Source organism: Sphingobium sp. Ant17, assembly GCF_000588875.1.
In the GTDB taxonomy this organism is placed as follows: domain Bacteria; phylum Pseudomonadota; class Alphaproteobacteria; order Sphingomonadales; family Sphingomonadaceae; genus Sphingobium.
This window is the reverse complement of record NZ_JEMV01000025.1, coordinates 1-26,814: the sequence shown is the minus strand read 5'-3', so window position 1 is coordinate 26,814 and position 26,814 is coordinate 1. Positions and strand designations below refer to the sequence as shown.

18 protein-coding genes and 1 pseudogene are annotated in these 26,814 nt (G+C 61.9%); 10 read left to right on the top strand and 9 right to left on the bottom strand.

What is annotated here, in order from left to right:
* The first annotated feature begins 162 nt into the window (after positions 1–162).
* Entirely contained in the window at positions 163–1,557 is a 1,395-nt protein-coding gene (locus BF95_RS12620) for an MFS transporter (RefSeq protein WP_235209725.1), read from the top strand.
* 10 nt (positions 1,558–1,567) lie between these two features.
* Here BF95_RS12620 and BF95_RS29170 read toward each other — a convergent pair whose 3' ends face one another.
* From BF95_RS29170 to BF95_RS12605, 3 genes and pseudogenes are all read right to left on the bottom strand, one after another.
* Positions 1,568–2,557 (bottom strand): nuclease, encoded by a 990-nt coding sequence (locus BF95_RS29170; protein ID WP_235209724.1) that lies wholly within the window; start codon positions 2,555–2,557, stop codon positions 1,568–1,570.
* Positions 2,558–2,573: 16 nt separating this feature from the next.
* The gene (locus tag BF95_RS12610) at positions 2,574–3,752 is read right to left on the bottom strand and encodes a YdcF family protein (RefSeq protein ID WP_043151751.1); all 1,179 of its coding nucleotides are present in this window, start codon (positions 3,750–3,752) and stop codon (positions 2,574–2,576) included.
* Positions 3,752–6,252, bottom strand: a pseudogene (locus BF95_RS12605) (TonB-dependent receptor). Before BF95_RS12605 ends, BF95_RS12610 begins: the two are co-directional and overlap by 1 nt.
* Before the next feature lie 135 nt (positions 6,253–6,387).
* Here BF95_RS12605 and BF95_RS12600 point away from each other — a divergent pair.
* Positions 6,388–7,500 carry an ROK family transcriptional regulator gene (locus BF95_RS12600; RefSeq protein ID WP_043151750.1) on the top strand — a complete coding sequence of 371 codons (1,113 nt, stop codon included), beginning with the start codon at positions 6,388–6,390 and terminating at the stop codon, positions 7,498–7,500.
* 105 nt (positions 7,501–7,605) lie between these two features.
* Positions 7,606–10,059, top strand: coding sequence for an MHYT domain-containing protein (locus BF95_RS25635; RefSeq protein ID WP_081764150.1), 2,454 nt, complete (start codon positions 7,606–7,608; stop codon positions 10,057–10,059).
* Between the two features lie 21 nt (positions 10,060–10,080).
* On the opposite strand, the gene BF95_RS12590 is transcribed toward BF95_RS25635, so the two are convergent.
* From BF95_RS12590 to BF95_RS12575, 4 genes are all read right to left on the bottom strand, one after another.
* Positions 10,081–11,715 carry a response regulator gene (locus tag BF95_RS12590; protein WP_200866958.1) on the bottom strand — a complete coding sequence of 545 codons (1,635 nt, stop codon included), beginning with the start codon at positions 11,713–11,715 and terminating at the stop codon, positions 10,081–10,083.
* 49 nt (positions 11,716–11,764) lie between these two features.
* Positions 11,765–13,273 (bottom strand): ATPase domain-containing protein, encoded by a 1,509-nt coding sequence (locus BF95_RS12585; protein WP_043151769.1) that lies wholly within the window; start codon positions 13,271–13,273, stop codon positions 11,765–11,767.
* Positions 13,274–13,389: 116 nt separating this feature from the next.
* The gene (locus tag BF95_RS12580; RefSeq protein ID WP_051519994.1) at positions 13,390–14,202 is read right to left on the bottom strand and encodes a DUF1206 domain-containing protein; all 813 of its coding nucleotides are present in this window, start codon (positions 14,200–14,202) and stop codon (positions 13,390–13,392) included.
* A gap of 86 nt (positions 14,203–14,288) precedes the next feature.
* Positions 14,289–15,059 carry an N-formylglutamate amidohydrolase gene (locus tag BF95_RS12575; RefSeq protein WP_043151749.1) on the bottom strand — a complete coding sequence of 257 codons (771 nt, stop codon included), beginning with the start codon at positions 15,057–15,059 and terminating at the stop codon, positions 14,289–14,291.
* Positions 15,060–15,073: 14 nt separating this feature from the next.
* Between BF95_RS12575 and BF95_RS12570 the strand changes: the two genes are divergently transcribed.
* The 4 genes from BF95_RS12570 to BF95_RS12555 all read left to right on the top strand — a co-directional run bounded on the left by BF95_RS12570 (position 15,074) and on the right by BF95_RS12555 (position 19,778).
* Positions 15,074–16,003: a transglutaminase family protein gene (locus BF95_RS12570; RefSeq protein ID WP_043151748.1), complete on the top strand. Its 930-nt coding sequence runs from the start codon at positions 15,074–15,076 to the stop codon at positions 16,001–16,003.
* A 15-nt stretch (positions 16,004–16,018) separates the two neighbouring features.
* On the top strand, positions 16,019–16,834 hold the full coding sequence (locus BF95_RS12565) for a transglutaminase-like domain-containing protein (RefSeq protein WP_043151747.1): 816 nt from the start codon (positions 16,019–16,021) through the stop codon (positions 16,832–16,834).
* A gap of 111 nt (positions 16,835–16,945) precedes the next feature.
* A complete protein-coding gene (gene htpG, locus BF95_RS12560) occupies positions 16,946–18,832 on the top strand; it encodes a molecular chaperone HtpG (protein WP_043151766.1) in 1,887 nt (628 codons plus the stop codon).
* Between the two features lie 64 nt (positions 18,833–18,896).
* Positions 18,897–19,778 carry a Rossmann-like and DUF2520 domain-containing protein gene (locus BF95_RS12555; RefSeq protein WP_043151765.1) on the top strand — a complete coding sequence of 294 codons (882 nt, stop codon included), beginning with the start codon at positions 18,897–18,899 and terminating at the stop codon, positions 19,776–19,778.
* 31 nt (positions 19,779–19,809) lie between these two features.
* Here the strand turns inward: BF95_RS12555 and BF95_RS12550 are convergent, their stop codons facing one another.
* Positions 19,810–20,664, bottom strand: coding sequence for an alpha/beta fold hydrolase (locus BF95_RS12550; RefSeq protein ID WP_043151746.1), 855 nt, complete (start codon positions 20,662–20,664; stop codon positions 19,810–19,812).
* Between the two features lie 2 nt (positions 20,665–20,666).
* The gene (locus BF95_RS12545; RefSeq protein ID WP_152542702.1) at positions 20,667–21,512 is read right to left on the bottom strand and encodes an SDR family NAD(P)-dependent oxidoreductase; all 846 of its coding nucleotides are present in this window, start codon (positions 21,510–21,512) and stop codon (positions 20,667–20,669) included.
* A gap of 169 nt (positions 21,513–21,681) precedes the next feature.
* Here BF95_RS12545 and BF95_RS12540 point away from each other — a divergent pair, with 169 nt between their 5' ends.
* The 3 genes from BF95_RS12540 (at position 21,682) to BF95_RS12530 (ending at position 26,768) form a co-directional block, all read left to right on the top strand.
* On the top strand, positions 21,682–23,397 hold the full coding sequence (locus BF95_RS12540) for a flavin-containing monooxygenase (RefSeq protein WP_235209722.1): 1,716 nt from the start codon (positions 21,682–21,684) through the stop codon (positions 23,395–23,397).
* Positions 23,398–23,610: 213 nt separating this feature from the next.
* A complete protein-coding gene (locus BF95_RS12535) occupies positions 23,611–24,987 on the top strand; it encodes an aromatic ring-hydroxylating oxygenase subunit alpha (protein ID WP_043151744.1) in 1,377 nt (458 codons plus the stop codon).
* On the top strand, positions 24,984–26,768 hold the full coding sequence (locus BF95_RS12530; protein WP_043151743.1) for a thiamine pyrophosphate-binding protein: 1,785 nt from the start codon (positions 24,984–24,986) through the stop codon (positions 26,766–26,768). The genes BF95_RS12535 and BF95_RS12530 overlap by 4 nt, the downstream gene beginning before the upstream one ends.
* Positions 26,769–26,814: the final 46 nt, after the last annotated feature.

Here is a 26,814-nt window from a genome sequence, read left to right as displayed (position 1 = left end):
TTTGGCGGATCGGCGCAAATGGCGGTTTCCTGCCCTGCCGGTGGCCTTGCTCTCTCACGCGCGAGAGTCGCGAGAGTCTCCAAACTGTAAGAGTGCGCCACTAGGCGCCGTCCCCGGAATGTCGGCGCATCCGCGTGCAGGCATGGGTTAAGCGGACACAATGTGCTGACATCGTCGCGAGCCTCAACGCAGAGCCTGCACCGGCGGGCATTGCTGCGCGAACGGGCGGGGCGCGAAGGTCGATTGCTCGCTTATTCCTCTGGCAACATGGGCAAGGCGCTGCTCTTTTCTGGAGCTGATCTTACCATCCTGTTTCTCCTGACCGACCTGCTCGGCCAATCGCCGACAAGCGCTGGTTCCTTGATGCTGGTCGCGGTGCTGGGTGATCTCGTCTTTGATCTGTTGGCGGCAAAGCTGGTTATTCGCCTTCGTCGCGCCGGGCGAGGTTATCGCTGGATGGTTGCGGCGGCCGCCATTCCCTGCGGCGCGGCCTTCGCCTTGCTCTACGCACTGCCAGCCCTGGGCGTGCGCGATCTTTGGATCGTGGCCGCCGGGCTGCTGCTGTTTCGTGGGGCCTATGCGGTGATCGATGTGCCGCATAATGCGCTGATGGCGCGGGTAACCTCGGACAGCCGATCGCGGGGTCGCGTGTCGGGCTATCGGCTGTTCTTCAGTACGATCAGTTCGCTGGCGATTGCGATCATCCTTGCGCCTATGGTGCAGGCCGCGGGGCGAACCGGGGACTTCGACCGCCTTGCCATGACCGGGGTCATCGCCTGCATCCTGTTTGCCGTGACGATGATCCTGAGCGCGTTGGCTTCGGCCAGCGAAGCAACGCGGCCAGATAATCCGGCGATTGCGGGGGACGGCATTGCCATACCGCTACGCGACCCCTTGATCATCGCGCTGGCGCTGCTCGCCTTCATCACGGGATTTGCCATGCCGATGTTCGGCAGGATGCTTTTATACATCGGCACTTATGTGATCCAACGCCCTGATCTGGTAAAAATGCTGCTGCTGGGGCTGACGATTGGCCAGTTTCTGGGCGTGCTCGTCTGGACATCGATGACCGGCCGTTTCAGCAAGACCGCCCTGCTGGCGGCGGGTCATGCCGTCGCCATCATCGGCATAGCGTTGTTCGCTCTGTCCCTCGCCTCGCCCAACGCCCTGATCGCGTGCGCAATGCTGATCGGCTTCGGCTTCGCCAGCATCTTCATGCTGCCTTGGGGCTTGCTGGCGGATGCCGTCGATTTCGTTGCCTGGCATCACCATCGCCGGTTCGAAACCGGACTGTTCGCTTTCTACCTGGTGGTGGTGAAGGCAAGCGGCGCCGCCTCCACCGCGCTGATCGGCTGGACGCTCGGCTGGCTTGGCTATGCGCCCGATGCCAGCCAGCCTGCGTCTGTCCAGACGGGGATGCTGGTCATGGGATTGGGCATACCCGTGGTCGGCAGCTTCGGTGCGATATGGTTGATGCGCGTCAGCGAGATCAGCCACGACCGCCATGCGCGCTTGCTCCGTGCCTTGGCATATAGGAGCAAGCGCGCGTTTCGGTAACCGCGATCGTTCAGCCCGGTGCCGACCCGGTTTCCGGGTTGAAACGGGGATTGTTGGCATCAAGCGGCGATGGGGTAATTTTGGCTGGCGGCGAGGCGCTTTCGGCCCAGGCGCGACACAGCATGTCGCGCAGCATCGCGGCTCCGGCCGTGGTCCGGTCATAGACGAACGCGCGCACATCCTTGTCGGCGAAATCGGCAAAGCCGTCGCGTTTCTCCAGCTTGTAGAGATCTTCCACCATGTCGCCCGCTTTGTTCAGGAAGCCCAGCACCGCGTCGAACATGTCGCCGCTCTGGCGGCGCGGTGCGCCGATGCGCGGCGCGATGTCCGCCGTGGTCAGGCCCATGCCATCGACGAATTGGCTTTCGAACCGGCCATGAACGGACCGATCGGTGGTGTAGCCCTTGGGATTATCGCCGCGCCATCCGTCGGAATGGATCGAGTCATGGTGCGGCTGCGCCCCATCGCCGATATAATGGCCCAGGCGTATGACCTGAAAGGCGCAATGTTGTTCGGGGATCGACGCATCGCCACCTTCGGCCTGGGCCTTGCGGACATAGCGCATGCAAGTGATCAACCGTTCATAGGCCTCCATCGCCGCATAGGGTAGGGTGCCTGTCCAGCGCACATTGGTCCGCTGCGCGGTCTGCGGATCGCTGTCCTTGATCGTCTGATAGTGTTTGTAGAGCGCTAGGACGAATTCGTGGCGTGATCTCGGGATGGGGTTTACGAAAGTGAATTGTTCCCGAAACCAGCCATGATTGGGGTCTTCATCCATCTTGGAGAAATTTTCCGCGTCACCCCGCCAGCTATCGGGCAGTGAGGCCGAGCGCGCGATATAGTCGACATGCTTGCGCAGAAAGACGGGGCCATCATCCGGGATGGCCTCTATCGCCGCACGATCGATCACGGCATGGGCGGTCTGGCCCCAAGCATGGGCGGCGGTCGGATGCAACGCCAGCGCGCTGATCGTGGTGAGGGCAAGGAGAAGGGGTCGCATCGTCTTGGCTCCGAAATCAGGGGTCGAGGGGGTCGCGCGGGTCGACCCGCGCCGATGCGCGGGACGGGCGAAACAGCAATTGCGTGGGCGACAGGCGGCGGCCGACTTGCCCTGGCTGATAGCCAAGCTCCCGCTGGTTGCGTGTGACGAACTGCGGGCTTTCGATCGAAGCGCTCTGGCCGGGGTTGCTGACGATAACCGCATCGCGATCCATCGGGGCATCCATTGCCATCAACAGGCGCGTCGCATTGCGCAAATTGGTGGTCGTATGCCGGGCATAGGGTTCGATCAGGATCGCGTTGGCCGGAACGCCATAGCGTTCGATCAGCGCGTTGCGCATCTGCTCGGCCTCGGCAAAGCGCGTTGCGCGGGGATGCGCCTTGCCTCCCGTCACGATGATGAAGGGGGCGTCCCCCTGAGCAAAGCGGCTGGCGGCCAGCCGAAGATGATATTTGCCAAAGGGGCTGATCGCCATGTCCGGCACCTCTGGCCCTACGCCCGTGACGATCAGCGCGGAATAGCGATAGCGGCTCCAGTCGAGCTTTTTCGCGCGTGCCATGGCGGCTGCATTCGCGCCGCCTGTCAGCGGTTCGAAGCCGATCGCGTCGGCCCGGTCGCTGCCGTCCAGCAAGGCGAGTGCATAGTCGATGCTCGGGTCAAGCGCCTGCGCCGACGCGATCCGTGGGGTGCGTGACAGCCAATAGGCGGCCTGAAGCCGGGACTGGCGTTCCCGGGGGTCGATCGTACCGGCCCCGTCAATCTCGGCATAGGCGGCAGGATGGCCCAGGCCATAGGTGCGCAATATTATATTGATGCCCTCGATCTCGCGCCGGGCTTGCGCTGCCACTCCATCGTCGGGCGTGTTCAGGCCCGCTGGCGCGGGGATGGCCTTGGCCAAGGTGTCGACCTCCGATTCCGTCCAGATCAGCGCCTGGGCAACGCAGAACATATCCTGCGCGCAGCCAGCGACACGCTGCCGCCGACCGTCCAGCAAGGCGGTCATGCCGGACCTGGATATCAGTGCCCGAACAGCAGCCGGGTCTCGCCCCGTCCCGTCCAGAAGTGGAAAAAGCCGCTGCGAAAGCCGTTCGGTCACGACGTCGCGAACGGCCCCGGCTTGCGCCGGGACCGTCGCGAACATAACCGCAGCCATAGCGGCGACCAGAGTCGCCGTCCGTGCTACGTTCCCCCTCATTACCAGGACTTGCTGATGACGAAGCGGAAGTTGCGGCCAAAGATCGGCCGACCGTAAATGGCTTCCGCGCTGCCCTGACCACTCAGGGAGTCAGTGCGGGTGTTACCTTCGGTCAGGCCATGGGCATTGAACAGATTGTCGCCCACAATCTGCATCTGCCAGCTGCCATGGCGCGCCGTCACGCCCGCACCGATCGTGCCATAAGCGGGCAGGGCGGTGTTGTTGTACAGATCGACGAAACGCTTACCCATATAGGTGTAGCGGCCATAGACCGAGATATCCGTCTCGCCCGTCTGGAAGTCGAAGCTCGGACGGATATTGCCATAAATCTTCGGCTGGCGGACGATCTGGTTGCCCTCGGCCTGTTCCGGGTCCGCACCGGTCGCGCTCTGGAAGTTCTTATATTTCGGGTCGCTGATCGTCAGTGCCCCGTTGAGCGAAAACCAGGGGGTGACCGCGACTGATGCGTCGAACTCTACGCCCTTGACCTGGGCTTCGCCGATAAAGGGAATGTTCACGTCGTTGCGGCCCGTCGTCGGGTCGAAGGCGAGGAACGAGGCGTTCAGCGGATCGAAATTGGTATAGAAGCCCGTGACATAAAGGTAGGAACGGCCCGAGGCCAACTTCAACCCGACCTCAAACTGGTCGCGACCGTGGTGATGATCGTGGGATTGATGCTCATCACCGTCTGGACATTGGGCGGGGTCTCCAGATGCGACGCGCGGCCATAGACGCCGACATTCTGGCTGAAGTCATAATTTGCGCCGACCGTCCAGTTGGTGACGTTAGGCTTCAGCTTGGAATTGACGATGACGCCGCTGAAACCGCGCGTGGTGTCGTCGGCCAATGTCGTGGTATCGCCCAGATTGACCTGTTCGGTCAGCGCCGCCCAGCCCTTATAGCTGTAACGTTCGTGACGGACGCCGGCGTCGATGCGCAGGCCGGGAATGATCTCCCACGTGTCGTTGGCATAGAGCGCGAACATGGTGGCGTCCGAATCGCCCTGGTTGAGTGTCGCGGCATAGTTGAGCACGCCATTGTCGGTGACGCGGCCGATTTCGGTGCCCGCCGCATTATAGGCAACCAGGTCGAGCGTGCGCGGCTGTCCTGCCACTTCGATCAGGTAATTCTGAAACGTGGTGCGGCTGCTTTCGCCATAGGCGCTGGTGTACAGGCCAAGCTTGATGTCGTGGCTGCCGATGCCGGTATCGAACTTCTTGGCGACCGAGAAATTGCCCTGCGCCGAATAATATTTGGAATGAATGTCGCGATACTGGCCCTGCATGATCAGGCCAGAGGCGGTGTCAGGGTCATAAACGGTGTTGGTCCCCGCCAGCGTGAGGCCGAAGCGGCTGGCCGTGCCGAAGGCGGTGTTCGCCCGGTTGCGGATGCTGTTGGTGCCACCGGCATCCAGGAAGGCGGTCAGGGTCGTTGGGTTGGTGGTCGAATAGAAGGCGGTGAAATCCAGCTGGCCCTGGGTGTAGCCGGCCTTGGCCGACACCAGCCAGCCGTCGAATTCGGCTTCATATTGCGCGCCGATGTTGATCATCTGCATGTGGCGGCCATCGGCCAGATCACTTGTGCCGCTCTGGATCACGCCTGCGCCATCGCGATATTTCAAATTGACGTTGCGCAGCGCGGGCGAGTTCATCGTCCCTTCGAAAAAGTCGATATATTTGTTCAGCGAAACGCTGGGGTCGCGCGGGTCCGCCGTCGGGATCGGCAGATAGAAGACGTTGTGATCGTTGACATAGTTGAGGCTCAGCTTGATCGAGCCATTGTCCAGATCATGCTTGATGTTGGCGCGGATCTGGCCGCCCTTGTCGTTGGGGAAACCATTGTCCCGATAGCCATCATGCTGACGCAGGAAGCCGCCAATCGCATAATAGGTATTTTCGCCCAGCGGTCCGGCCTGATAGGCATCCAGCCGATAGAGGCCGGTATCGCCCAGCGTCACTTGCGCCTTGCCGCGCGGCGTATCGCTGCCCGTCACGGTGATCGCGTTGATGATCGCGCCCGAATAGCTGGCATAGACCGGGGCAGGGCCGCCGCGCACGACCTCGACATGGTCGGTCATCAGGTCTTGCTTCAAAATGGCATCCCCGCGGAAGAAGACGCCGTCATTTTCGTGGAAGAGCGGCAGGCCATCCTGCTGGAAGCTTACAAAGCCACCATCATTGGGCAGGCCGCGGATACGATAGATATTCTGCACTTCGCCGCCGGTGATTTCGGTCTGGAAGCCTGGCAGCTGGCCGATCAGATCGGCGAAGTTGACGGGTGCGATCTTCTCCACGTCCTCGGCCGAGATCGTGTTGATCGCGTAGGATACGTCGAAGCGACGCTGGGCGCGGGTCGAACCGGTGACGATAATGTCGCTCTGCTCGCCGCCCAGTTCGGCCGCCTGTTCGGCGGGGACGGCATCCTGCGCGAAGGCGGGCGTAAGGAAAGTGGAACACAGCGCCGCAAGGGCGGTGCCGGTGGCAAAAACGGTCTTGATCATGAGAAGCCCCTCTGTTGTGGTCGAGCGGCCCGTGGTCGATGAACATGACGTTTTTAATTATTGTTGTGAAAATAAATAAATCCGCTTAGCGCGCCTCTGATCCGGCTGCTGGGCCGGTATGACGAAGGGCAGGCCATGCAATTTCCCTCCATCGACAAGGACCAGCGCCGCATCCTTCAACGGCTGCGCAAGTCTGGCCCGCTGTCGCGATCGGCGCTGTCGGGCGCGCTCGAAATCAGCGGTACGGCGCTGACCCGGCTATCCCGCGATCTGCTGGCGCTGGGCCTGGTCGAGGAAATTCCCGACGTCGATGTGCAGCGCCGGGGCAGGCCGGCCATCCCGCTCCGCTTGGCCGCGCGCGGGGGATATGCGGTCGGGGCCACCGCGCATAAGGGGTTGATCGAAATTGCGCTGGTGGATTTCACCGGCACCACGATCACGACCCATCATGAAGCGACCGAGCCGCTCGACCCGAAGGCGTTTGCGCACAAGGTTCGCCGCATAACCCACATGCTGGTCGATCGCCACGGTCTGCTCGGACAAAGGATGCTGGGAATCGGCATCGCCGTCCCTGGCCCGGCGCTTTCGCTGGCGGGCGACCGGTGGGCCGTGGTCGATGTCCTCCCCGATTGGCGGGACGCGCCGTTGCACGACATATTCGCCGCTGAATTGGCCTGGCCGCTGTGGATGGAGAATGACGCCAACGCTGCGGCGATCGCCGAATATTATCTCGGCGGCCTGGTCCGGGATCTTTCCTCCATGGTCATATTGCTGCTCGGGTTCGGCATCGGCGCTGGCGTGATTTTGGATGGTCGCCTTGTGCGCGGGCAATTTGGTGCAGCGGGCGAAATTGGCGCCTTGTTTCCTGGCGATCGGCCGCGCCCCAGTCCGCTGGACCTGCTCGCTACCCTGCGAGCGGGCGGTTGCGACATTTCCTCTGTTACACAAATTGATTTCGATGCCGCCGACCAGGCTCCCATTATCGAAACCTGGCTTGATCGCGCCGCACGGCAGCTGGAAATCGTGTGCAACTCCGCCTTTGCCTGGTTCGATCCCGGCGCGATCATGCTGGCGGGCACTTTGCCGCGCTCCATTCTCGACGGCCTTGCCGATCGTCTGGATCGCGCCGATCTGGTCACCATGTTCGGGCACCGACGCCCGCCGGTGCAGGTGTCCAGCCTGGGCGGTTCTCCCATCACATTGGGTGCGGCCCTCCTGCCCATCCATGCGCTGTCTGCAGAAATCTAAAGGGATGATGAAATCTTTGGGCAAAGACTACAGCATCGGCATTTTCGGTCGATATGAAAATCCAGGTTGTTGCGCTGTTTGACCGCCTATGAGACTAGATCGCCCATGATGATGCACGGCACTCACGACATGTTTCTGGTCATCCTATCGATCCTGATCGCCATGTTCGCGTCGTTCACGGCCCTGAGCCTTGCAACCCGCATGCGGACGTCGCGCGGCTGGATGCGGGATATGTGGGTCACGGCCGCCGCCATTGCCCTGGGCGGTGGCATCTGGTCGATGCATTTCGTCGCGATGCTGGCTTTCACCATGCCGGGCCTGGTGATGCGCTATGATCTGGCGCTCACCCTATTGTCGTTGGTGCTGGCCTTGACGTTCACCTGGGCTGGATTTTGGGTGGTGAGCAGGTCGGCCATATCCCCTATGCGGGTGATGGCGGCGGGGCTTTTGATCAGCGCGGGTGTGCTGGGGATGCACTATCTGGGCATGGCAGCGATGCATATGGCAGCGACGCTCAGCTATGATCGCTCGTGGCTCTTGCTTTCCGTCCTGATCGCTGTTGGTGCGGCCACCGCCGCGATGTGGCTCGCTGCTCGCGATCATCAGCTGTCGCATCGGCTGGTCGCTGCCACTATCATGGGTGTGGCGGTCGCCGGCATGCATTATGTCGGCATGCGCGCGGCGATCTTCACCGCCGACACCGGCATGACCATGACCGGCGGTGGCGGCAATCTGGGGCAGACCTATCTCGCCATGTTGATCAGTGCGGTCACGGTCCTGATCCTGCTGTTGGCGCTTGGGGCGGCAGGGCTCGAAAGGCTGTTCCGGAATATCACGCGGCGGGAGGCGCGCATCGCCTTGCGCCTCAAGATCGCCGACGTGCTGCGCGGCCGCAATACCGAGGAAGCCTTGCAGGAAGTCGCGGCGCTGATGGGTACGCATTTCGGCGTCGCCCGGACCGGCTACGGCCAACTCGACCCGGTCGAGGATATCTTCCATTATGACATCTGCTGGACAGATGGAGCCGCGCCGCCCTTGCTCGGCCGTTATCCTGCCAAAGCCTTTGGTCCCAAGATCGTGGCAGCGCTCCAAAAGGGGCAGACCATCGTCATCGATGACCTGTTCCGGTCCGAGCTGAGCGACGATACACAGATCCACACCGACGCCAAATCGGTCGATACCCGCGCGATCCTCGTCGTTCCCTTCATCCGTGACGGCCGCCTGCAAACCATTGTCTATCTGAATGATCGCCGTCCCCGCGCCTGGCATCGCGACGATACCGCCTTCATGGAGGAAATCGCCGAACGCACCCGGTTGGTGATCGAACGCGCCGCAGTCGAAGAACAGTTGCGCGAACTCAACGCGACCTTGGAAGGGCGGGTCGAAGCGCGCACGCGGGAACTGCGCGATACGCAAGAGGCCCTGCTACACAGCCAGAAGCTCGAAGCCATCGGCCAGCTCGTATCGGGCATGGCCCATGATTTCAACAATGTGCTCGCAGCGATCGTGGGAGCCTATGACCTGATCCTGCGTCGCCCCGAAGACTTGGACCGGGTTCGGCGCTACGCCCAGGGCGGGCTTGACGCAGCCGAACGCGGCGCCAAGCTGACCGCGCAGTTGCTCGCCTTCGCCCGCGCGCAACGCATCCAACTTCAGCCGCTATTGGTATGCGACGTGATCCGGCCCTTGCACGACCTGCTAGCGCGCACCCTAGGGCCGATGATCAAGCTCAATTTTCAGCTCAATCCCAACCCCGTACCAGTACTGGCAGACGCTACACAGCTGGAAATGATGGTGCTCAACTTGGCGATCAACGCGCGCGACGCTATGCCGCATGGCGGTTCGCTCACCATCTCGACATATGTCCGCACCATAGCGGGCGACAGCGAAATCGCCGATAATGATTATGTCGAAATCGCCGTGCGCGATTCCGGCACTGGGATGGACGACGTCACCTGTCGCCGCGCCATGGAACCCTTCTTCACGACCAAGGCGGTGGGCAAGGGGACGGGGCTGGGGCTCGCGCAAATCTATGGCAGCGCGCGGCAGGCCGGCGGCACTGTCCGGCTCGAAAGTACTCTTGGCGAAGGCACAACCGTTCGCGTGTTGCTTCCTTGCACGACGCGCGAGCCGGTTGCGACCTTGCCGACATCTGCCCTTGCGCCCGTGTCGGACTATGGCGCGGTGCGGATACTCCTTGTCGATGATGATGACAGCGTGCGGACGATGGTCGCAAGCGCGCTGGAAAGCCACGGCCATCATGTCGTCGAGGCGGCCAACGGTAATAGCGCACTGACCCTGCTCGACACGCAAACCGTCGACATCGCCATCATCGACTTCGCCATGCCGGAGATGAATGGTGCTGAACTGGCCGCCAGGATCGCGCAGACATGCCCATCCTTGCCTGTCATGTTCGCCAGCGGCTTTGCCGATACCGATGCCATCGACGCAGTTATGGGCGGCAATGCCATCATGCTGCGCAAGCCATTCCGTATGGACGAACTGCTCTTGGCAATCGACGGATTATTAGCACCTCGACCGCTGGATAGCGTCGCATAACGGCCCGAAGGCGCTAAACCTTCACCCCTCTGCGCTGATCATCATCCCGGTCGCCATATCCAGCACGCCGACCAGCGCATCGATCTTGAACGGCTTGCGCAAGATCTGCGTGATGACGCCCGCGTCGGCGGACACACCCTCTTCGGCATAGCCTGTCACCATGATGATCGGCATATCGGGCGCGCGCTTTCGCGCGGCTTGCGCCAATTCGATCCCGGTCATGCCCGGCATGGCGAAATCGACGATCATGACGTCGGGAATAGCAGCATCAAGCAATGTGGTCGCTTCCGCACCCGACGCGGCCTGCGCGATATGATAGCCATAGCTTTCAAGCCCTTCCGCGACGAAGCGGCGCACGCCCTCGTCATCATCGACGATCAGAATATTGAGCTTCCTGCGCACCCGGTCGGAAGTTGATATCGGCTTGACCAATTCTGTGTCGAGATCGGGTGTGGCGGCGAGCGGCAGCCATATGCTGACGATCGTGCCTTCGCGTTCGATACTCTCGATATGCGCGATGCCGCCCGATTGGCGGGCTATGCCGAACACCTGGCTCAGGCCAAGGCCAGTGCCCTTGCCCAGCGGCTTGGTCGTGTAGAAGGGGTCGAACACTTTCGACAACAGCGGCTGGGGAATGCCGAAGCCATTGTCGCGCACCCGCACGACGCCATAGTGGCCCGGCTTCGCACCCTCGGGCGCATATCGCCCCGCATCCGTCTCGATCGTCAATATGCCGCCATCGGGCATTGCGTCACGCGCGTTGATCGCCAGGTTCAACACGGCCAGTTCAAGCTGATGGACATCCGCCATTACCCAGGGCTGGCTGTCCGACAGGACGCGCCGCTGGTCGATGCGCGGGCCAATCGTCCGCGCGAGCAGGTCGCCCATACCCTCGACCAGCGCATTGAGGCTGAGCGGCGCGAGGGCCAATTGCTGTGTACGCGAAAAGGCCAGAAGCTGGCGTGTCAACTTCGCAGCCCGATCCGTCGCTTCGGCCGCAAAGCGGGCATGGCGCAAGATTTTCTCATCGTCGCACCGGCGCTCGATCATTTCAAGGTTGCCCGAGACAACGGTCAGCAGGTTGTTGAAATCATGCGCGATGCCGCCGGTCAGCTGACCCACTGCCTCCATCTTTTGCGACTGGACCAATGCGGTCTGGGCGCGTTCGCGTTCGGCCACTTCCTCCATCAACATATTATTGGCGCGCGACAATTCGCTCGTGCGCTCGGCAATGCGCGTTTCGAGATTGGCGTTGAGATGCGTCAGCCGCTCTTCGGCCAGCTGCAGCGCCGCCAACCGTTCGCGCGCCTCATATTGTCGTCGCCGCACCCGCATCGCCGACCGCACGGCGCTGCCCAGCGTCTCGCTATGGATCGGCCGTTCAAGGACAATCACATTGCCCAGCCGCTCCAGCACCAGCATGGCATCGCGCGGCCGGTGGCCCGCCCGCCGCGTGGCGAGCAGGATGAAAGGGAAATCGGACCATGGCGGCTGTTGCGTGACCCAGGCATCGAGCGCGCTGCGATCCGCGCCGGCCAGCGACTCTTCGGTGATGATGGCCGTGGCCGCCCCGCTCACCAACTCTTCACTCAACGCACAGGCGTTGGCGCACACCGTGCTCACATAGTCCTGCTTTGCCAACAGTGCTTCAATCACGGCGCGTCCCGACCCCTTAAAGCCAGAACAAGAATGCGGTCTTCCATCCTTATCCCTCGCTTGCCGCAGGCTCGGCAGCAAGCAGAGGGGTCTTCCCGCTATAGGTCGGCACGCCCGTCAGCACCCCGTCGAAATCGCGCAATGGTTCGCCCACGGTAATGCCATTACGTCCCAATCGATATTCGCGAATGGTCGCTTCATGGGCCGTCGTGCGGCTTTTGACGACCGACACGGCTTTGAGCATCTCGCCCTTCGCCTCAAAATAGCGGAACAGGACGATCGTGTCGGACAAATAACTCAGATCGACGTCGGAGCGCACGTCGCCGATAATACCATGCTGCCCCAGGATCAGGATGGTGATGACGCCCTGTTGGTTAAGGTAGCTGAGCATTTCATGCATTTGCAGGACCAGATATTTCTCGCCCGGCATCGCCTGCAAAAAGGCGTTCAGACTGTCGATCACGACGAAACGGACACCGTCCTCCTCGACGGCCCTGCGCACCCAGCTGGCAAATTCGCCGGGCGAAATCTCCGCCGGGTCGATCTGCGTCACGGTCAGCGCGCCGCTGTCGAGATGGGGCTGTAAATCCATGCCCATTGCGCGGGCGCGGGTGATCATCGTCGGCCGCCCTTCGTCGAACAGGAAATAGGCCGCCTTTTCGCCGCGCGCGATGGCGCTCAGGCCAAATTGCACGGCTGTCGTCGTCTTGCCGACGCCCGACGGCCCGTTGAACAACAAATTGGTCCCAATCGAGACGCCTCCGCCCAGCATCCGGTCGAGAGGGTCCAGGCCCGTTGACACCAGATGCTCAACATAATGACTACGGTGTTCGGATGCGACGAGCCGCGGGAAAACCGCCACGCCGCCCGTTTCGATTACGAAATCATGATAGCCGCCGCGATATTTGACGCCGCGCATCTTCACCACGCGCAGGCGACGGCGCTCCGTTCCATATTCCTGCGCCGCCTGTTCCAGCGTGATGACGCCATGGGCGATGCTGTGCAGCTGCAGGTCATTGGGGTCGGAACTGCGATCGTCCAGCATCAGCACGGTACAGTTGCGCAGCGAAAAATATTGCTTCAACGCCAATATCTGACGGCGATAGCGCAAGGAATTCTGCGCGAGCAGGCGCATTTCGGACAGACTGTCGAACACTACCCGAACCGGTCGGATGCGATCGACACATTCCATCACGCCCTGGATCGTTTCACCCAGTTCGACTTCGGAAGGCTCCAAAATGGACTGCTCGGTTTCGGGGTCGAGCCCCTCACCGCTCACCAGTTCGAACAGGTCGATATCGTCCAACGCCCAATCGTGGCTCCGTGCGACCTCCTTCAATTCCCCTGACGTTTCCGACAGAGTGATGTACAGGCCGCGCTCGCCTTGCCGCGCGCCTTCCAACAGGAATTGCAGCGCAATCGTCGTCTTGCCGCTGCCCGGCGTTCCTTCCAAAAGGTAAGCGCGATTGGCCGTCAACCCACCACCCAATATATTGTCCAGATCCGCAATGCCGATCGATATCGTCGTCTTGCCTTCACCGGTGACCTTGTCAGTCATATCATCCTCAAACATTTGCGCTCACAATAAGCTGGTTGTTTCAGAAACGATTTGACCGCAATTTTGGTCCATGAACGGCTGTTCAGCTGAATGCCAATTGGCCGAAAACATAGGGCTCACCGCAGAAAATCGGGCTTTGCAACCCGCATCCGGCGATAGCGGGCCTCGATCAGGCTGAAGACCCCAAACAGCCCCAATCCAAAGGCAACAACGCTTAGGATGATGGCACCTTCCTCTTGGGCGCGGAGCTCCTTGAGCGCTTCTCCCAATCCACCCGCTTGATCGGCGTCATGATTCAGGGCTGCCGAAATGATGAACCAGCCGATCAATGCAAAGATGAGCGCGCGGGCGGCATAGCCGCAGCGCCCGATCCAGCGCACATAGTCCGGCGCAGGAACATCGCCGTCCAGTTCTTGAAACTCCGCCTTATAGGCTTTGATGGCTTGCGTGGCGGCTACTGCAAAGAGAACGACCCCCACCAGCACCAGCAGGAACACACCGCCGGGCTGTCCCAATATCCAGGCCGACCAGCTTTCGGCGCTGGCGTCGCCAGGGCTGCCCTCCTGCGCCGAGGCGGGACGCATAGCCAATCGTGCAGCGGCAAGCGCCAGAATGATGTGGGAAATGCCACTCATGGCATAGCCCACTCGCTTGAACTTGCCCTTGAGCGTCCGGCTGCAGTTTTCAGGATCCACCGCTGCTTCGGTCAACCGCCACACGGCGTAACCGGCAAAGCCTAAAGCGCAGATGGCGAGCAGTATATGGCCGAGCGGCGCATCGGCCATGCTGCCCAGCGCACCCTGATTGTCCTTCACCTCGCCACCGGTCGACGCGACATCCAGCGCAAACCAACCGATAAGAATATAGACGAGGCCCCGCGCGGCAAAACCGATGCGTGCGAATAGGGTCATACGATCACTATAGGTCATGAAGCCTCCTGTTCGGGGGCTAATGCGCGGTAAGTGCAGACGTTCCCTTGGAATTTTTTCAATCGATCGGTCAATGGCGGGGAACGCTAAGCGATCGCCCGCCGCGCAGCCTGCGCAATGCGCTCCGCCCAAAGCGCCTGGCCTTCGATATCCGCGATCAGGTCTTGCCGCACCTCGATTTCCGCATAGCGAAGCGCCTTGGGAAAGGCATGAAAAGGCACCGTATAGTCGGTGGCATCCATCGCATAGGGTTCATTGTCGCCGACGACTATGCCACCCATGGTCCGCAGCTGGTCAAGCATCGACAGCGCAAAATCCGCCCGCCCACGCCAATGCAATATGCCTACATCCCAGGGACGCACATCACCGTTCAGCACCGGCGTAAAGCTGTGCAAAGAGAGCAGGATCGTCTCGCGTCCGGCGTCCGTCCGGGCCGCGATCAGGTTCGCCATGGCGGTATGATAAGGCCGATGGATCATACCGACGCGGAACGCTTTTGCCCCTTCATCCAGGTCGCGATTAGCACGGATCCTAGTGCCGTCGGAGGAGGCAGGGATCGCCTCTTCATGCGCCGGGTCGCGATTGCAATCGATAACCAAACGCGAATAGGTCTGATGTAGAAAAGGGGCCTCGAGCAACCGCGCCATTGCATGGCCAAGCCCATATACGCCGATATCCAGCGCAATGTGACGGGACCGATCCGCAGCGCTCAACCCCAGGTCACCCAGCGCCGCCGGGATCGTTGACCCGGCATGATCGCCGATCAGCAGGAACGGGGAGCCGCCTTCTGCGTTGAACAGCTCGAACGGCACCGGATCGTCCGGACCCAAGAGACTTTCCGCCGTGCGCCCGGCCATCAGGACATGCCCCTATGCCGTTGCTCACCATCCGTCACAGCACCATCTATCATTATCAGCAGCTGGTATCCTTGGGTGAACATCGCATCATGATGCGCCCTCGCGAGGCATTTGACCAGCGGTTGCTGTCGGCCCGGCTCGACATCGATCCCGCGCCCAGCCAATTGCGCTGGCTGCACGATGTCTTCGGCAATTCGGTCGCCATCGCCACATTCAAGACGCGCGCTGCGCAACTGGTGGTCAACAGCGAAGCCACATTGGATCATGCGCCGCTCGCTCAGAAGCAAGTCGACGTCGAACCCTATGCCCGCCTCTTTCCCTTCACTTATTCGTCAGAGGATATGCCCGATCTGCTGCGGTCGATCGAACGGGAATATCATGATCCCGAACGCATCGTCGATAATTGGGCGAGGAGCTTCGTCAGCAACCATGGCAATACCAGCACGATCGCCCTGCTGACGGAGATCGCGACGGGCATCCAGCGGGAATTCACCTATGTGCCGCGCCATGAAAAGGGCACGCAGTCGCCCATCGAGACGCTCAAGCTGCGCCAGGGCACCTGCCGCGACTTCGCCGTCTTGATGATCGAGGCGGTGCGGGCTCTGGGTTTCGCCGCGCGGTTCGTTTCAGGCTATGTGTATAATCCTTCCCGATCCGAAGATGTGGTGGGCGGCGGCAATACCCATGCCTGGGTCCGCATCTTTCTGCCTGGCTCAGGCTGGGTCGAATTTGATCCCACCAACGGCATCATCGGCAATCGCGGCCTCATCCGCGTCGCCGTCGCGCGCGATCCCTATCAGGCGCTGCCCCTGTCCGGCACATGGTTCGGCCCGCCCGGCAGCTTCCTGAACATGGATGTGTCGGTCGATGTGCTGCGCGCCGACTCCAGCCTGTTTCCTTCGACCAATCATGGTGCCATCAACAGCCGACATATCGGCGCTTAAGGAAAGTACCCGCCCATGCTGATCCGCTGCGGATATGATATTGCCTTCAATACCGATGCGAAGACCGCGATGGTCGCGCTGTTGAGCGTGCATCCGTCACGCCACCAGGATCTAAGGACGCCCCAGCGGCTGATGGCCAGCCCTGATATTCCGCTCTATCAATTTGAAGATGGGTTCGGAAATGTCGCGACCCGCTTTGCTATCCCGCCAGGCGGCGTAACCCTGTCATGCGATTTCGTGATCGAGGATAATGGCGAGCCCGACGTGCGCGCGCCCGATGGCCCACAAATTCCGGTCGAAGATTTGCCCGACGCAGTGATGCCCTTCCTGCTCGGCAGCCGCTATTGCGAAACCGATCGGCTCATGGATGTCGCCTGGGGCAATTTCGCCCATTATGCCTCTGCCCGCGACAGGGTCGATGCGATCGTCGATTTCGTCCATAATCATATCGAGTTCGGCTATCATTATGCCCGTTCGGACAAGACCGCCTGGAACGGCTATCAGGAACGGCGCGGCGTATGTCGCGACTTCGCCCATCTCGCCATCACCCTGTGCCGCTGCATGAACATCCCCGCGCGCTATTGCACAGGCTATCTAGGCGACATCGGCATACCGCCCGTTGATGCGCCGATGGATTTCAGCGCCTGGTTCGACGTCTATATCGACGGCAACTGGTACACCTATGACGCCCGCCACAACCGCCCGCGTATCGGCCGCATCCTCATGGCGCGCGGACGCGATGCGACCGACGTTGCCCTGACCACGGCCTTTGGCCCCGCCAACCTGGTCCGGTTCGACGTCCATACCGATGAAGTGCAATCGATAGAGTAAGGGGCCAAGCCACCCCGTTTCTCCTCATGAAAGGTCAAGCATCGATCTTGCAAAATGCACGACGAGCCGCCATTTGCCGCGCCGTTGACGCATTCAAAGGGTAAGCCTGCCATGACGACTGAAACCGCTACCGCGCCCGAAACCCATGCTTTCGAGGCGGATGTTTCGAAGCTGCTGCGCATGATGGTGCATTCGGTCTATTCCGACCGTGACGTCTTCCTGCGCGAACTCATCTCCAACGCCGCCGATGCGTGCGAGAAGCTGCGCTATGAAGGCATCGCCACGCCATCACTGCTGGGCGATGACCCGCAGCCGCGCATCCGCGTCATTCTGGACGCCGATCAGAACCGGCTGACGATCGAGGATAATGGCATCGGCATGACTGCGGCCGAAATGGGCGAAATCCTGGGCACCATTGCCCGGTCCGGTACGAAGGCGTTCATGGAACGACTGGCTGCTGAAGCGGGCAAGGAAGGATCGCAGCTGATCGGCCAGTTCGGCGTCGGTTTCTATTCGGGCTTCATGGTGGCGAGCCAGGTCGAAGTGTTTTCGCGGCGCGCAGGTTCGGATGCCGCCGCCAGCTGGACCTCGGACGGCCAGGGGACATACACGATCGCACCTGTCGATCTCGCCGACGCCCCTACGCGTGGCACGCGTGTCGTCCTGCACCTGATGGAAGACGCCAAATCCTATGCCGAACGCTTCACGGTCGAGCGCATCATCAAGGCGCAGTCGGGTCATGTCCCCGTCCCGATCATGCTGTTCGAAAAGCCGGATGCGGAAGGCGTCGACATCGCCGATGGCGCTGCGCTGTGGCTCAAGCCCAAATCGGACATCAGCGAAGAGGATTATGCCGACTTCTATCGCAGCGTCGCCGGCCAATATGACAAGCCCGCGCACACGGTCCATTACCGGGCCGAAGGCCGCTATGAATATTCGGTTCTGACCTTCATCCCCGAAACCAAGCCGTTCGACCTGTTCGACCCGGATCGCAAGGGGCATATCAAACTCTATGTCCGTCGCGTCTTCATCACCGACGAAGCACCGATCCTGCCTCGCTATCTGCGCTTCGTGCGCGGCCTCGTGGATTCCGCCGACCTGCCGCTCAACATGTCGCGCGAGATGATTCAGGACAGCCCGGTGCTGGGCGCCATCCAGAAAGGCGTGACCGGCCGTCTGCTCGGCGACTTGCAGAAGCTGGCAGACAATGATGCGGAGGCCTATCAGCGCATCTGGGAGAATTTTGGACCCGTCCTCAAGGAAGGGCTGTATGAGGATTTCGAACGGCGTGAGGCGCTGCTTGGCCTCGCCCGCTTCAAAAGCACGACATCGGGGGAAAGCTGGCGCTCGCTCAAAGACTATGTCGCGCAGCTTAAAGAGAATCAGACCGCCATCTATTATGCGACCGGCAGCGACTTTGACCGGCTGTCCACCTCGCCCCAGCTTGAAGGCTTCCGCGCGCGCGGCATCGAGGTGCTATTGCTGCCCGACCAGGTCGATAATTTCTGGACCACCATGGGCGTCGATTATGAAGGCAAGCCGTTCAAGTCGGTGACGCAGGGCGGCGCGGACCTCGGCCTCATTCCGCTGGTCGAAGGCGCGGACAAGCCGACCGAGCCGGAAAATGCAGCCGTCGCCGACTTCCTCGCCTTCGCCAAGACGACCCTCGCTGATGCCGTATCCGATGTGCGCGCGTCGGACCGGTTGACGACCAGCGCTGTATGCCTCGTCGCGCCCGAAAGCGGCATGGACCGGCAATTGGAAAAGCTGCTCGCCAGCGCAGGCCAGCTCCCGACGGCGGCGCTCCCCGTGCTGGAGATTAATCCGCGCCATGCCCTGATCCAGAAACTGGCGACGAGCGACGATGCGGATGGCCTCAAATCAGACCTCGCCCATTTGCTGCTCGACCAGGCCCGCATCGCCGATGGCGAACAGCCCACCGACGCGCGCGCCTTTTCGGATCGACTCGACCGGTTGATGAGCCGGGCGGTCGGCTAAAAAACGGCATTGGCCCGTCATCCATGCGATGACGGGCCATCCTCCGTGGGTTAAGGTGGCGATCATGGTCAGCACATCGCCCTACCGCCGGATCGGCATCATCGGCACCGGCCGCGTCGCATCCGCGATCGGCTGTGCGCTGGCCGCGCATTCTAATGACCCGCTCCTGATTTGGGGCCGCAACCCAGAGAAATGCGCCGAGGCTGTCGCCGTCATCGGACGGGCACAGGCGGCCGGAGATGTGGCCCAGATCGCGCGCGACTGCGATCTCATCATGCTCGCCGTCGCGGACGATGCACTGGCACCTTTGATCGCCGCACTGGCAAAGGCCGAACCCACCGACCGGCCACGCTTCATCTTCCACGTTAGCGGGCGCAGCGGCGCGGCCATATTGGAACCGCTGCGCAGCGCCACGTCGATGACGGCGGGGATCCATCCCGCCATGACCTTCACCGGCAAGCCGACGAGTGAAGTCCGACATATGATCAACGCCCGCTTCGCCGTCACTGGATCGACTGAACAAGCCAACGCGGCAGCCCAAAAGCTCGTGACTTTGCTGGGCGGCATCATGGTGCCGATCGAAGAGGCGCAGCGCGCGCTATATCATGCCGCTTTATGCCACGGCGCCAACCATCTGGTCACGCTGATCGCCGGCGCCTGCCAGGCACTCGCCGCCGCCGGCGTCGCCGAACCCACAGCACTCCTCGCCCCCCTGGTGCGCGCCGCGCTGGACTCCAGTCTCGATAAAGGCATGGCAGGCCTCTCCGGTCCCCTGCTGCGCGGCGACGACGAAACGATCGCCAAACATCTCACGGCGCTCTGTCAACAATGCCCAACGCTCCTGCCGCCCTATAAGGCGATGGCGCTGGCGACCCTGGACGAACTGGACAGGCACAATGGCGCGCCGCGATCCACCGCCGCTTGCCGAACGCTTCTGGAAGAGTAAGAATTAAAACAGACGGAGGACGCGCAAGCGCTCACGTCGCCTGCCGATCGGCAAATCGGAACACCGCATCATTGAACGCATCATTGGCGTCGCCCGCCACCATATGATGCGCACCGTCGATATGGACATAGTCGGCATGCGGCACCATTTCCAGGAAAGTGCGCGCCCCTTCCTCGGTCACGATCCGGCTGCGCCCGCCCCGTATCAGCAAGGTGGGGATGGTCAGCGCCCGCGCCGCCGTCTCCAGTACGGTCGGCCCTTCCGCCTCCTGCTTGGCATCCACGCCCATCGTCATGAAGGCCGGGTCCCAATGCCAGTACCAGCGCGCGCCGCGCTGTCGCAAATTCTTCGCCAGCCCCTGGCTGCTCTGCGGCTTGTCGCGATGTGGAAGATAGGCCGATACTGCGGCCGCCGCTTCCTCGATCGAGGCAAAGCCGTCCGACCCGGCGTTCATGAAGGCGATCACCTCGTTCGCGCCCTCCATGTCGACCGTCGCGGTGATATCTACCAGCACCAGCGCCCTGATCGCAGCGGGATCGGCGGCGGCCACGATCATGCCGACGATCCCGCCCAGCGACGCGCCCACCACCACCGGCGGCCGCTCCATTTGAGCCAGAACGGATCGCAGATCATCGGCAAAGACGGTCAGGTCATAGCGTCCATCGGGCGACCATCCGCTGTCGCCATGCCCGCGCAAATCCATGGACAGCGCGCGAAACCCATGGCGCGCAGCCTCGACCAGCGCCTTGCCCCAGCTTTGCCGCGTCTGCCCGCTGCCATGCAGGAACAGGATGGGCTGGCCATCCACCGGCCCGGTCACGTCGGCGGCCAAGTCAACGCCTGCGCCCCGCAGGGTCTGTCTCTCGATTGCACTCATGCCGCTCATTGTTACGCCTTTATCGCCGCACGGAAATCCTCATTCTTCAGGAACAGTGATGTATTGTCGGCCCCCAGATGCGTCCATTTGAGGTTCAACCCGCCATCCACCAAGATCGTCTGCCCGGTGATATAGCTCGACAGGTCGGACAATAAGAAGGCGATCGCACCCGCCTGTTCCTCCGGCTGGGCACGCCGTCCCACGGCGATCGCCGCCTGGTCCCGCGCCACATCCTCATCGATATAAGCGCCCGATCCCGGCGTGATCGTCATGCCCGGCGCAACGGTATTGACGCGGATATTATCAAGTGCCAATTCGGTCGCCAGCGTGCGTGTCGCCGCGACGATCGCCGCTTTCGCCGTGCCATAGGCGATGTGATAGGGCGCGCTGTTCATCCCGCTGATCGACGAAACTCCCACGATCGCGCCCGGATTGCCCCGTGTCCGCAATTCCCGCGCCACCGCCTGGCTCATGAAGAACATCGTCTCCAGATTCTGCTCGAACAAAGCGCGCCAGTCCGCCCGCGTCACCCGCTCGGCCCGCATCCAGGTCTGCGGCGCGGCCCCGCCCGCAACATTGGCCAGGCCATGGAGCGTGCCGGGCGCCGCCACCGCCGCCTCCATCACCTTGGCCACGCCGTCGTCCGTCCCGACATCGGCGATCACCGGCACGATCGCCAACCCCTGCGCGATCAGCGGCGCGATATGCGCGTCGAACTTGGCCTGGGTGCGCCCAGCGGCAATCACGGTCGCGCCCGCCTGCGCCAGCATCTTCGTCGTCGCGGTGCCGATGCCGCCGCCCGCCGCGCCGGTGACGATGATCGTCCGGCCCGTGAAATCCATCAATTGCTGCGCCATGTCCGACATCCTCATCCCGCTTTTCAGGCGCTCAACCTAGCCTGCGCGGCCAAGCCCTAAACAGGGGGCAAGGCGAAACATCGCTCTGGCGCTAACCACGCAGGCCGCATTGCAAATGAACAGTGTTGTTGATTAGTTGCCGGAAACAACAAGCTGCCATGGAGCGGATATGAGTTGCACTCCCACCCGGACGCCAGCGCCCGATACATTCGATATCCCGACGCTGCGCGCAAAATATCGCGAGGAGCGCGACAAGCGTCTGCGCGGTGACGGGCAGGCGCAGTATCAGCCGACCACCGACGACATGACGCACAGCTATGATGTCGATCCGCACATGGCCGTCACCTCGCGCGACCCGCTGGTCGAGGAACTCGACGTGCTGGTGCTGGGCGGTGGCTTTGCCGGGGTGTTGGCGGGCTATCATCTGACCAAGCAGGGCGTCACCGATTTCCGCAATATCGACCATGCCGGCGACTTTGGCGGCGTCTGGTACTGGAACCGCTATCCTGGCATCCAATGCGACAATGACGCCTATTGCTACCTGCCGCTGCTCGAAGAAACCGGCTTCATGCCGTCCAAAAAATTCGCTGATGGCGCGGAGATTCAGGCCTATATCAAGCAGATTGCCCAGCGCTTCGGCTTCCATGATCGCGCCCTGTTCCACACCCTCGTCACCGCGCTAAAATGGGATGACGCGCTCCAGCGCTGGCATGTCAAAACCAGCCGTGGCGATCATTTCCGCGCCCGCTTCGTCATCATGGGCTGCGGCGTCCTCAACATGCCAAAGCTGCCGGGCATCGAGGGGATAGACCGCTATCAGGGCAAGATCTTCCACACTGCCCGCTGGGACTATGGCTATACCGGCGGCAGCTACGAAAATCCGGTGCTGGACAAGCTTGCCGACAAGCGCGTCGCGATCCTGGGCACCGGGGCCACCGCGATCCAGGCGGTGCCGCATCTCGCCCGCTATGCGCAGCAGCTTTACGTCATTCAGCGCACGCCATCGACGGTCGACGAACGGCCCAATCCCCCGACCGATCCCGACTGGGCGGAATCGCTGCAACCGGGCTGGCAGGCCGAACGCCAGGCCAATTTCCACCGCGCCGCGATGGAATTTTTCCTGCCCGGTGAGCAGGATCTGATCTGCGATATCTGGACCGAAATCGCGCGCAACCTCCACGCCGAACTGGAAGCCGAAGGCTGGCCGGAGCTATCGCCCGAAGAATTCATGGCCCGCCGCGAAGTGGTGGATTATCGCGTCATGGAGCGGCTGCGCGCCCGCGTCGATGAAATGGTCAAAGACGAGGCGACCGCCGCCTCGCTCAAGCCCTGGTATCGCTTCCTGTGCAAACGCCCGCTTTCCAGCAACGACTTCTACGCCGCCTTCAATCAGCCCAACGTCAAACTGATCGACGTGTCGGATGCCAAGGGGCTGGAGCGGATGACGGAGACCGGCTTCGTCTCGAACGGCGTCGATTATACCGTCGATTGCATGATCTTCGCCAGCGGCTTTGAAGTCACCAGCGACCTCAAGCGCCGCTGGGGCATCGATGTGGTGGAGGGGCGCAATGGCCTGTCCATCTATGATCATTGGGCGAACGGGCCAAAGACGCTGCACGGCACCATGACCCATGGTTTCCCCAACCAATTCTTCATCGGCTATATTCAGGGCGGCCTCAACGCCAGCGTCACCGAACAATTCGGCCGACAGGCGGAACATATCGCCCATATCATCCAGGCGACAATGGCAAAGGGCGCGCCTCGGTCGAAACCACGGCGGACGCGCAGGACGCCTATGTCCAGCATTTCCACGACGTGGAATATGACATCTCCACCTTCCAGATCGAATGTACGCCAAGCTATTTCACCAATGAAGGCCAGGTAAAGGCGCCTTGGGCGCTGTTCCGCAGCTACGGTCCCGGCTGGGGCGCGTTCCAGACATTGTTGCAGGATTGGCGCGCGCGCGGTGACCTTGCGGGCATGGAATTGCGATCATGATCGCCGGGGGGATGATCTCGTCCTGCCACCGGCTTTCGCTTGGGATTGCCCCGTCGTTCGCGATAATCGGACTGCACGGAACAGGCTGCGGGAGCATGGCATGAACAGCCCGACCACCATCTCCGTCGATGATCTGGCCAAGCCGCTGACCTATCCGGTCGAGGCCTTCCTGTCGCGCGACTATGCGCTCGCCGAAAAGGAAAAGCTCTGGCCCAAAGTGTGGCAGGTCGCCGCACGGGTCGAGGAATTGCCGGAAGTCGGCGACTGGCTGACCTATGATATTTGCGACGACAGCATCATCGTCATCCGCGTCGCGCCTGATCGGCTCAAGGCCTATCATAATGTCTGTCCGCATCGCGGGCGGCAGTTGGTGGATGTGCCCGAAGGCGCGCACTCGGCCAAGGGCAACAAGCGCCGCAACTTCATCTGCGGTTTCCATGGCTGGACCTTCGATATTGACGGCAATAACAGCTATATCCTCGATCCGCAGGACTGGCAGGGCACCCTAACGCCCGACTGCACGCACCTTTCCGAAGTGAAGGTCGACCTGTGGGGCGGCTGGATCTGGATCCACATGGATCTGGACGCTGAACCCGTGACCGAATTCCTGGGCGACGCCGGGCGCATCCTGTCCTATTTCGAAATGGACAAGATGCGCTACAAATGGCGCAAATGGGTGGTCTATCCGTCCAATTGGAAGACCGCGCTCGAAGCCTTCATGGAACCCTACCATGTGGCGGGCACACATAGCCAGCTGCTCGCCTATGGCGACTATTATGCCTATAGCGCGGCTTATGGTTTGCACGGGGTGAGCGGTTTCGACCAGCGCGATCCTGCCTTCGCGATGAGCCAGAGCAGCAGCGTCACCCGCGCAGGCAAGGGCGACGATCCGCGCCGTTCGACCTATGAGCTGATCCGCGAAAATTACGAAACGCTCAATTATGCCGCGTCCACGCAAACGCTGGTCAATGCAGCCAGTCGCCTGGTCGATGAACTGCCCGAAGGCACGGCGGCCGCCGACGTCATCGCCCACTGGTTGAAATCGGCGCGGGCGGACGATGCTGCACGCGGCGTCTTCTGGCCCGACATTCCGCCCGACGTGATGGCCGAAGCAGGCCTCGCCTGGCACGTCTTTCCCAACATGTCGGTGTTGCAGGGGATCACCTTTGCGCTCTGCTATCGCGCACGGCCCTTCGGCGACGATCCCAACATGTGCATCTTCGAATCCTACGCGATCGAGCGCTTTCCCGAAGGCCAGGAACCGGCGACCGAATGGGAACATGCCGAACCGACGGCCGAAGGATGGGGCGCCGTCCTCGCGCAGGACTTCTCGAACATGAAATGGGTGCAGAAAGGTATGAAATCGCGCGGTTTTCGCGGGCCGCTGCCCAATCCGCACCAGGAACGCAAGATCACCAATTTCCACCGCAACCTCGCCGCGTACATGGGTACGGGCGCACCGAGGCTATTGAAATGAGCTACGACGATCCCAAGCCTGCCACCGCTGCAACCGCATCGGACAAGCCAGGCACGCCAGTCTATAAGCGCGTCCTCGATCTGTTCGAGGCCGAAGGCATCAACACCCTGTTCGGCATTCCCGACCCGAACTTCGTCCATATGTTCCTGGAGGCCGAACGGCGCGGCTGGACCGTGGTTGCGCCCCATCATGAAGCCGCCGCAGGCTTCATGGCCGAAGCCGCCTCGCGCATCACCGGCAAGCCCGCCGTCGCCATCGGCACGTTGGGGCCGGGCATCGCCAATATGGCGCCCGCCATCCAATGCGCGCTGGTCGAACATTCGCCCGTGATCTTCCTGTCGGGCCAGCGCGCCCGCGTCACCGAACAGCGCGTCCGGCGTGGCCGCATCCAGTTCGTCAAGCAAATGCCGCTGTTCGAAAATTCGGTGAAATATGCGGCATCCATCGAATATGCCGACCAGACCGACGAAGTGATCCGCGAAGGCATCCGCAAGGCGATGGGCGGCACCCCTGGGCCCGTCTATATCGAATATCCCAGCCACATCATCCTGGAAGAACTGGACCTGCCAGCGCCGCTGGTGCCGGAGCGCTATCGCCTGGTCAATCAAGGCGCCGACATCGACCGCGTCCACGAAGCCGCCAAATTGATCCGCGAAGCCAAGAACCCGATCCTCCTCGTCGGCCATGGCGTCCACACATCACGCACCGGCGCAGCGGTCAAGCAACTGGCCGACCTGATGAACTGCCCCGTCATCCAGACATCGGGCGGCACCAGCTATATCAAGGGTCTCGAAGACCGCACCTTCCAATATGTCTTCTCCAAGGCGTCGATCGAGGCCGTCACCGAGTCCGACCTCGTGCTGGCGCTCGGCACTGAACTGGGCGAGCCGGTCCATTTCGGCAAATGGCGCTACTGGCAGAAGAATGAAGCGATCCGCAAATGGATCTATGTCGAACAAGATGCCTCGGCCATCGGCGTCAACCGTCCGATCGACGTACCCTTGGTCGGCGATCTGCGCGGTGTCGTACCGCAGCTTGTCGCCGCGCTCAAGGACACACCGCGCGCACCGGCCCCGATGCTGGAGGCCTTCATGCGCGACGGTCAGGCCGAACTGGACGAACTGGCCGCGGAATCGCTGACCAAGAGCGACGGCACCGGTGACGTGGCCATTCACCCCGCGCGCCTCGCGGTCGAAGCGACGCAGGCCTTCCCCAAGGACGGCATCATGATCCGCGATGGCGGCGCGGGCGTCATCTTCCAGTGGACCTATTCGCAGTGCAAACCGCATGACGTGATCTGGAACCAGAATTTCGGGCATATCGGCACGGGCATCCCTTATGCCACCGGTGCAATGCTGGCGGACAAGGCGGCAACCGGCGTATCGCGCCCGGCCATGCTGCTGACGTCGGACAGCAGCTTCCTCTTCCATATCGGCGAGCTGGAAGTCGCCGCCCGCTGCAAGCTGCCCCTGGTCTGCGTCGTTGGCGTCGACAATGCCTGGGGTCTGGAAGTGGGCGTCTACAAGCGCACCTTCGGTCTGGGCACCGAAGAAACCGGCACCCATTGGAGCAAGGATGTCCGTTTCGACAAGATCGGCGAAGGCTTTGGCTGCCACGGCGAATATGTCACCCGCGCCGAGGACATCAAACCCGCCATCGAACGCGCCTATGCCAGCGGCAAGGTCGGCGTCGTCCATGTCGTCATCGACCCTAAGGCCAATTCGGAAGAAATGCCCAAATATGCCGAATTCCGCACCTGGTACGCGGAAGGCACGCAGTAAGCCGGAAAAACACCTCCCCTTGCAGGGAGGTGGCTGGCCGTAGGCC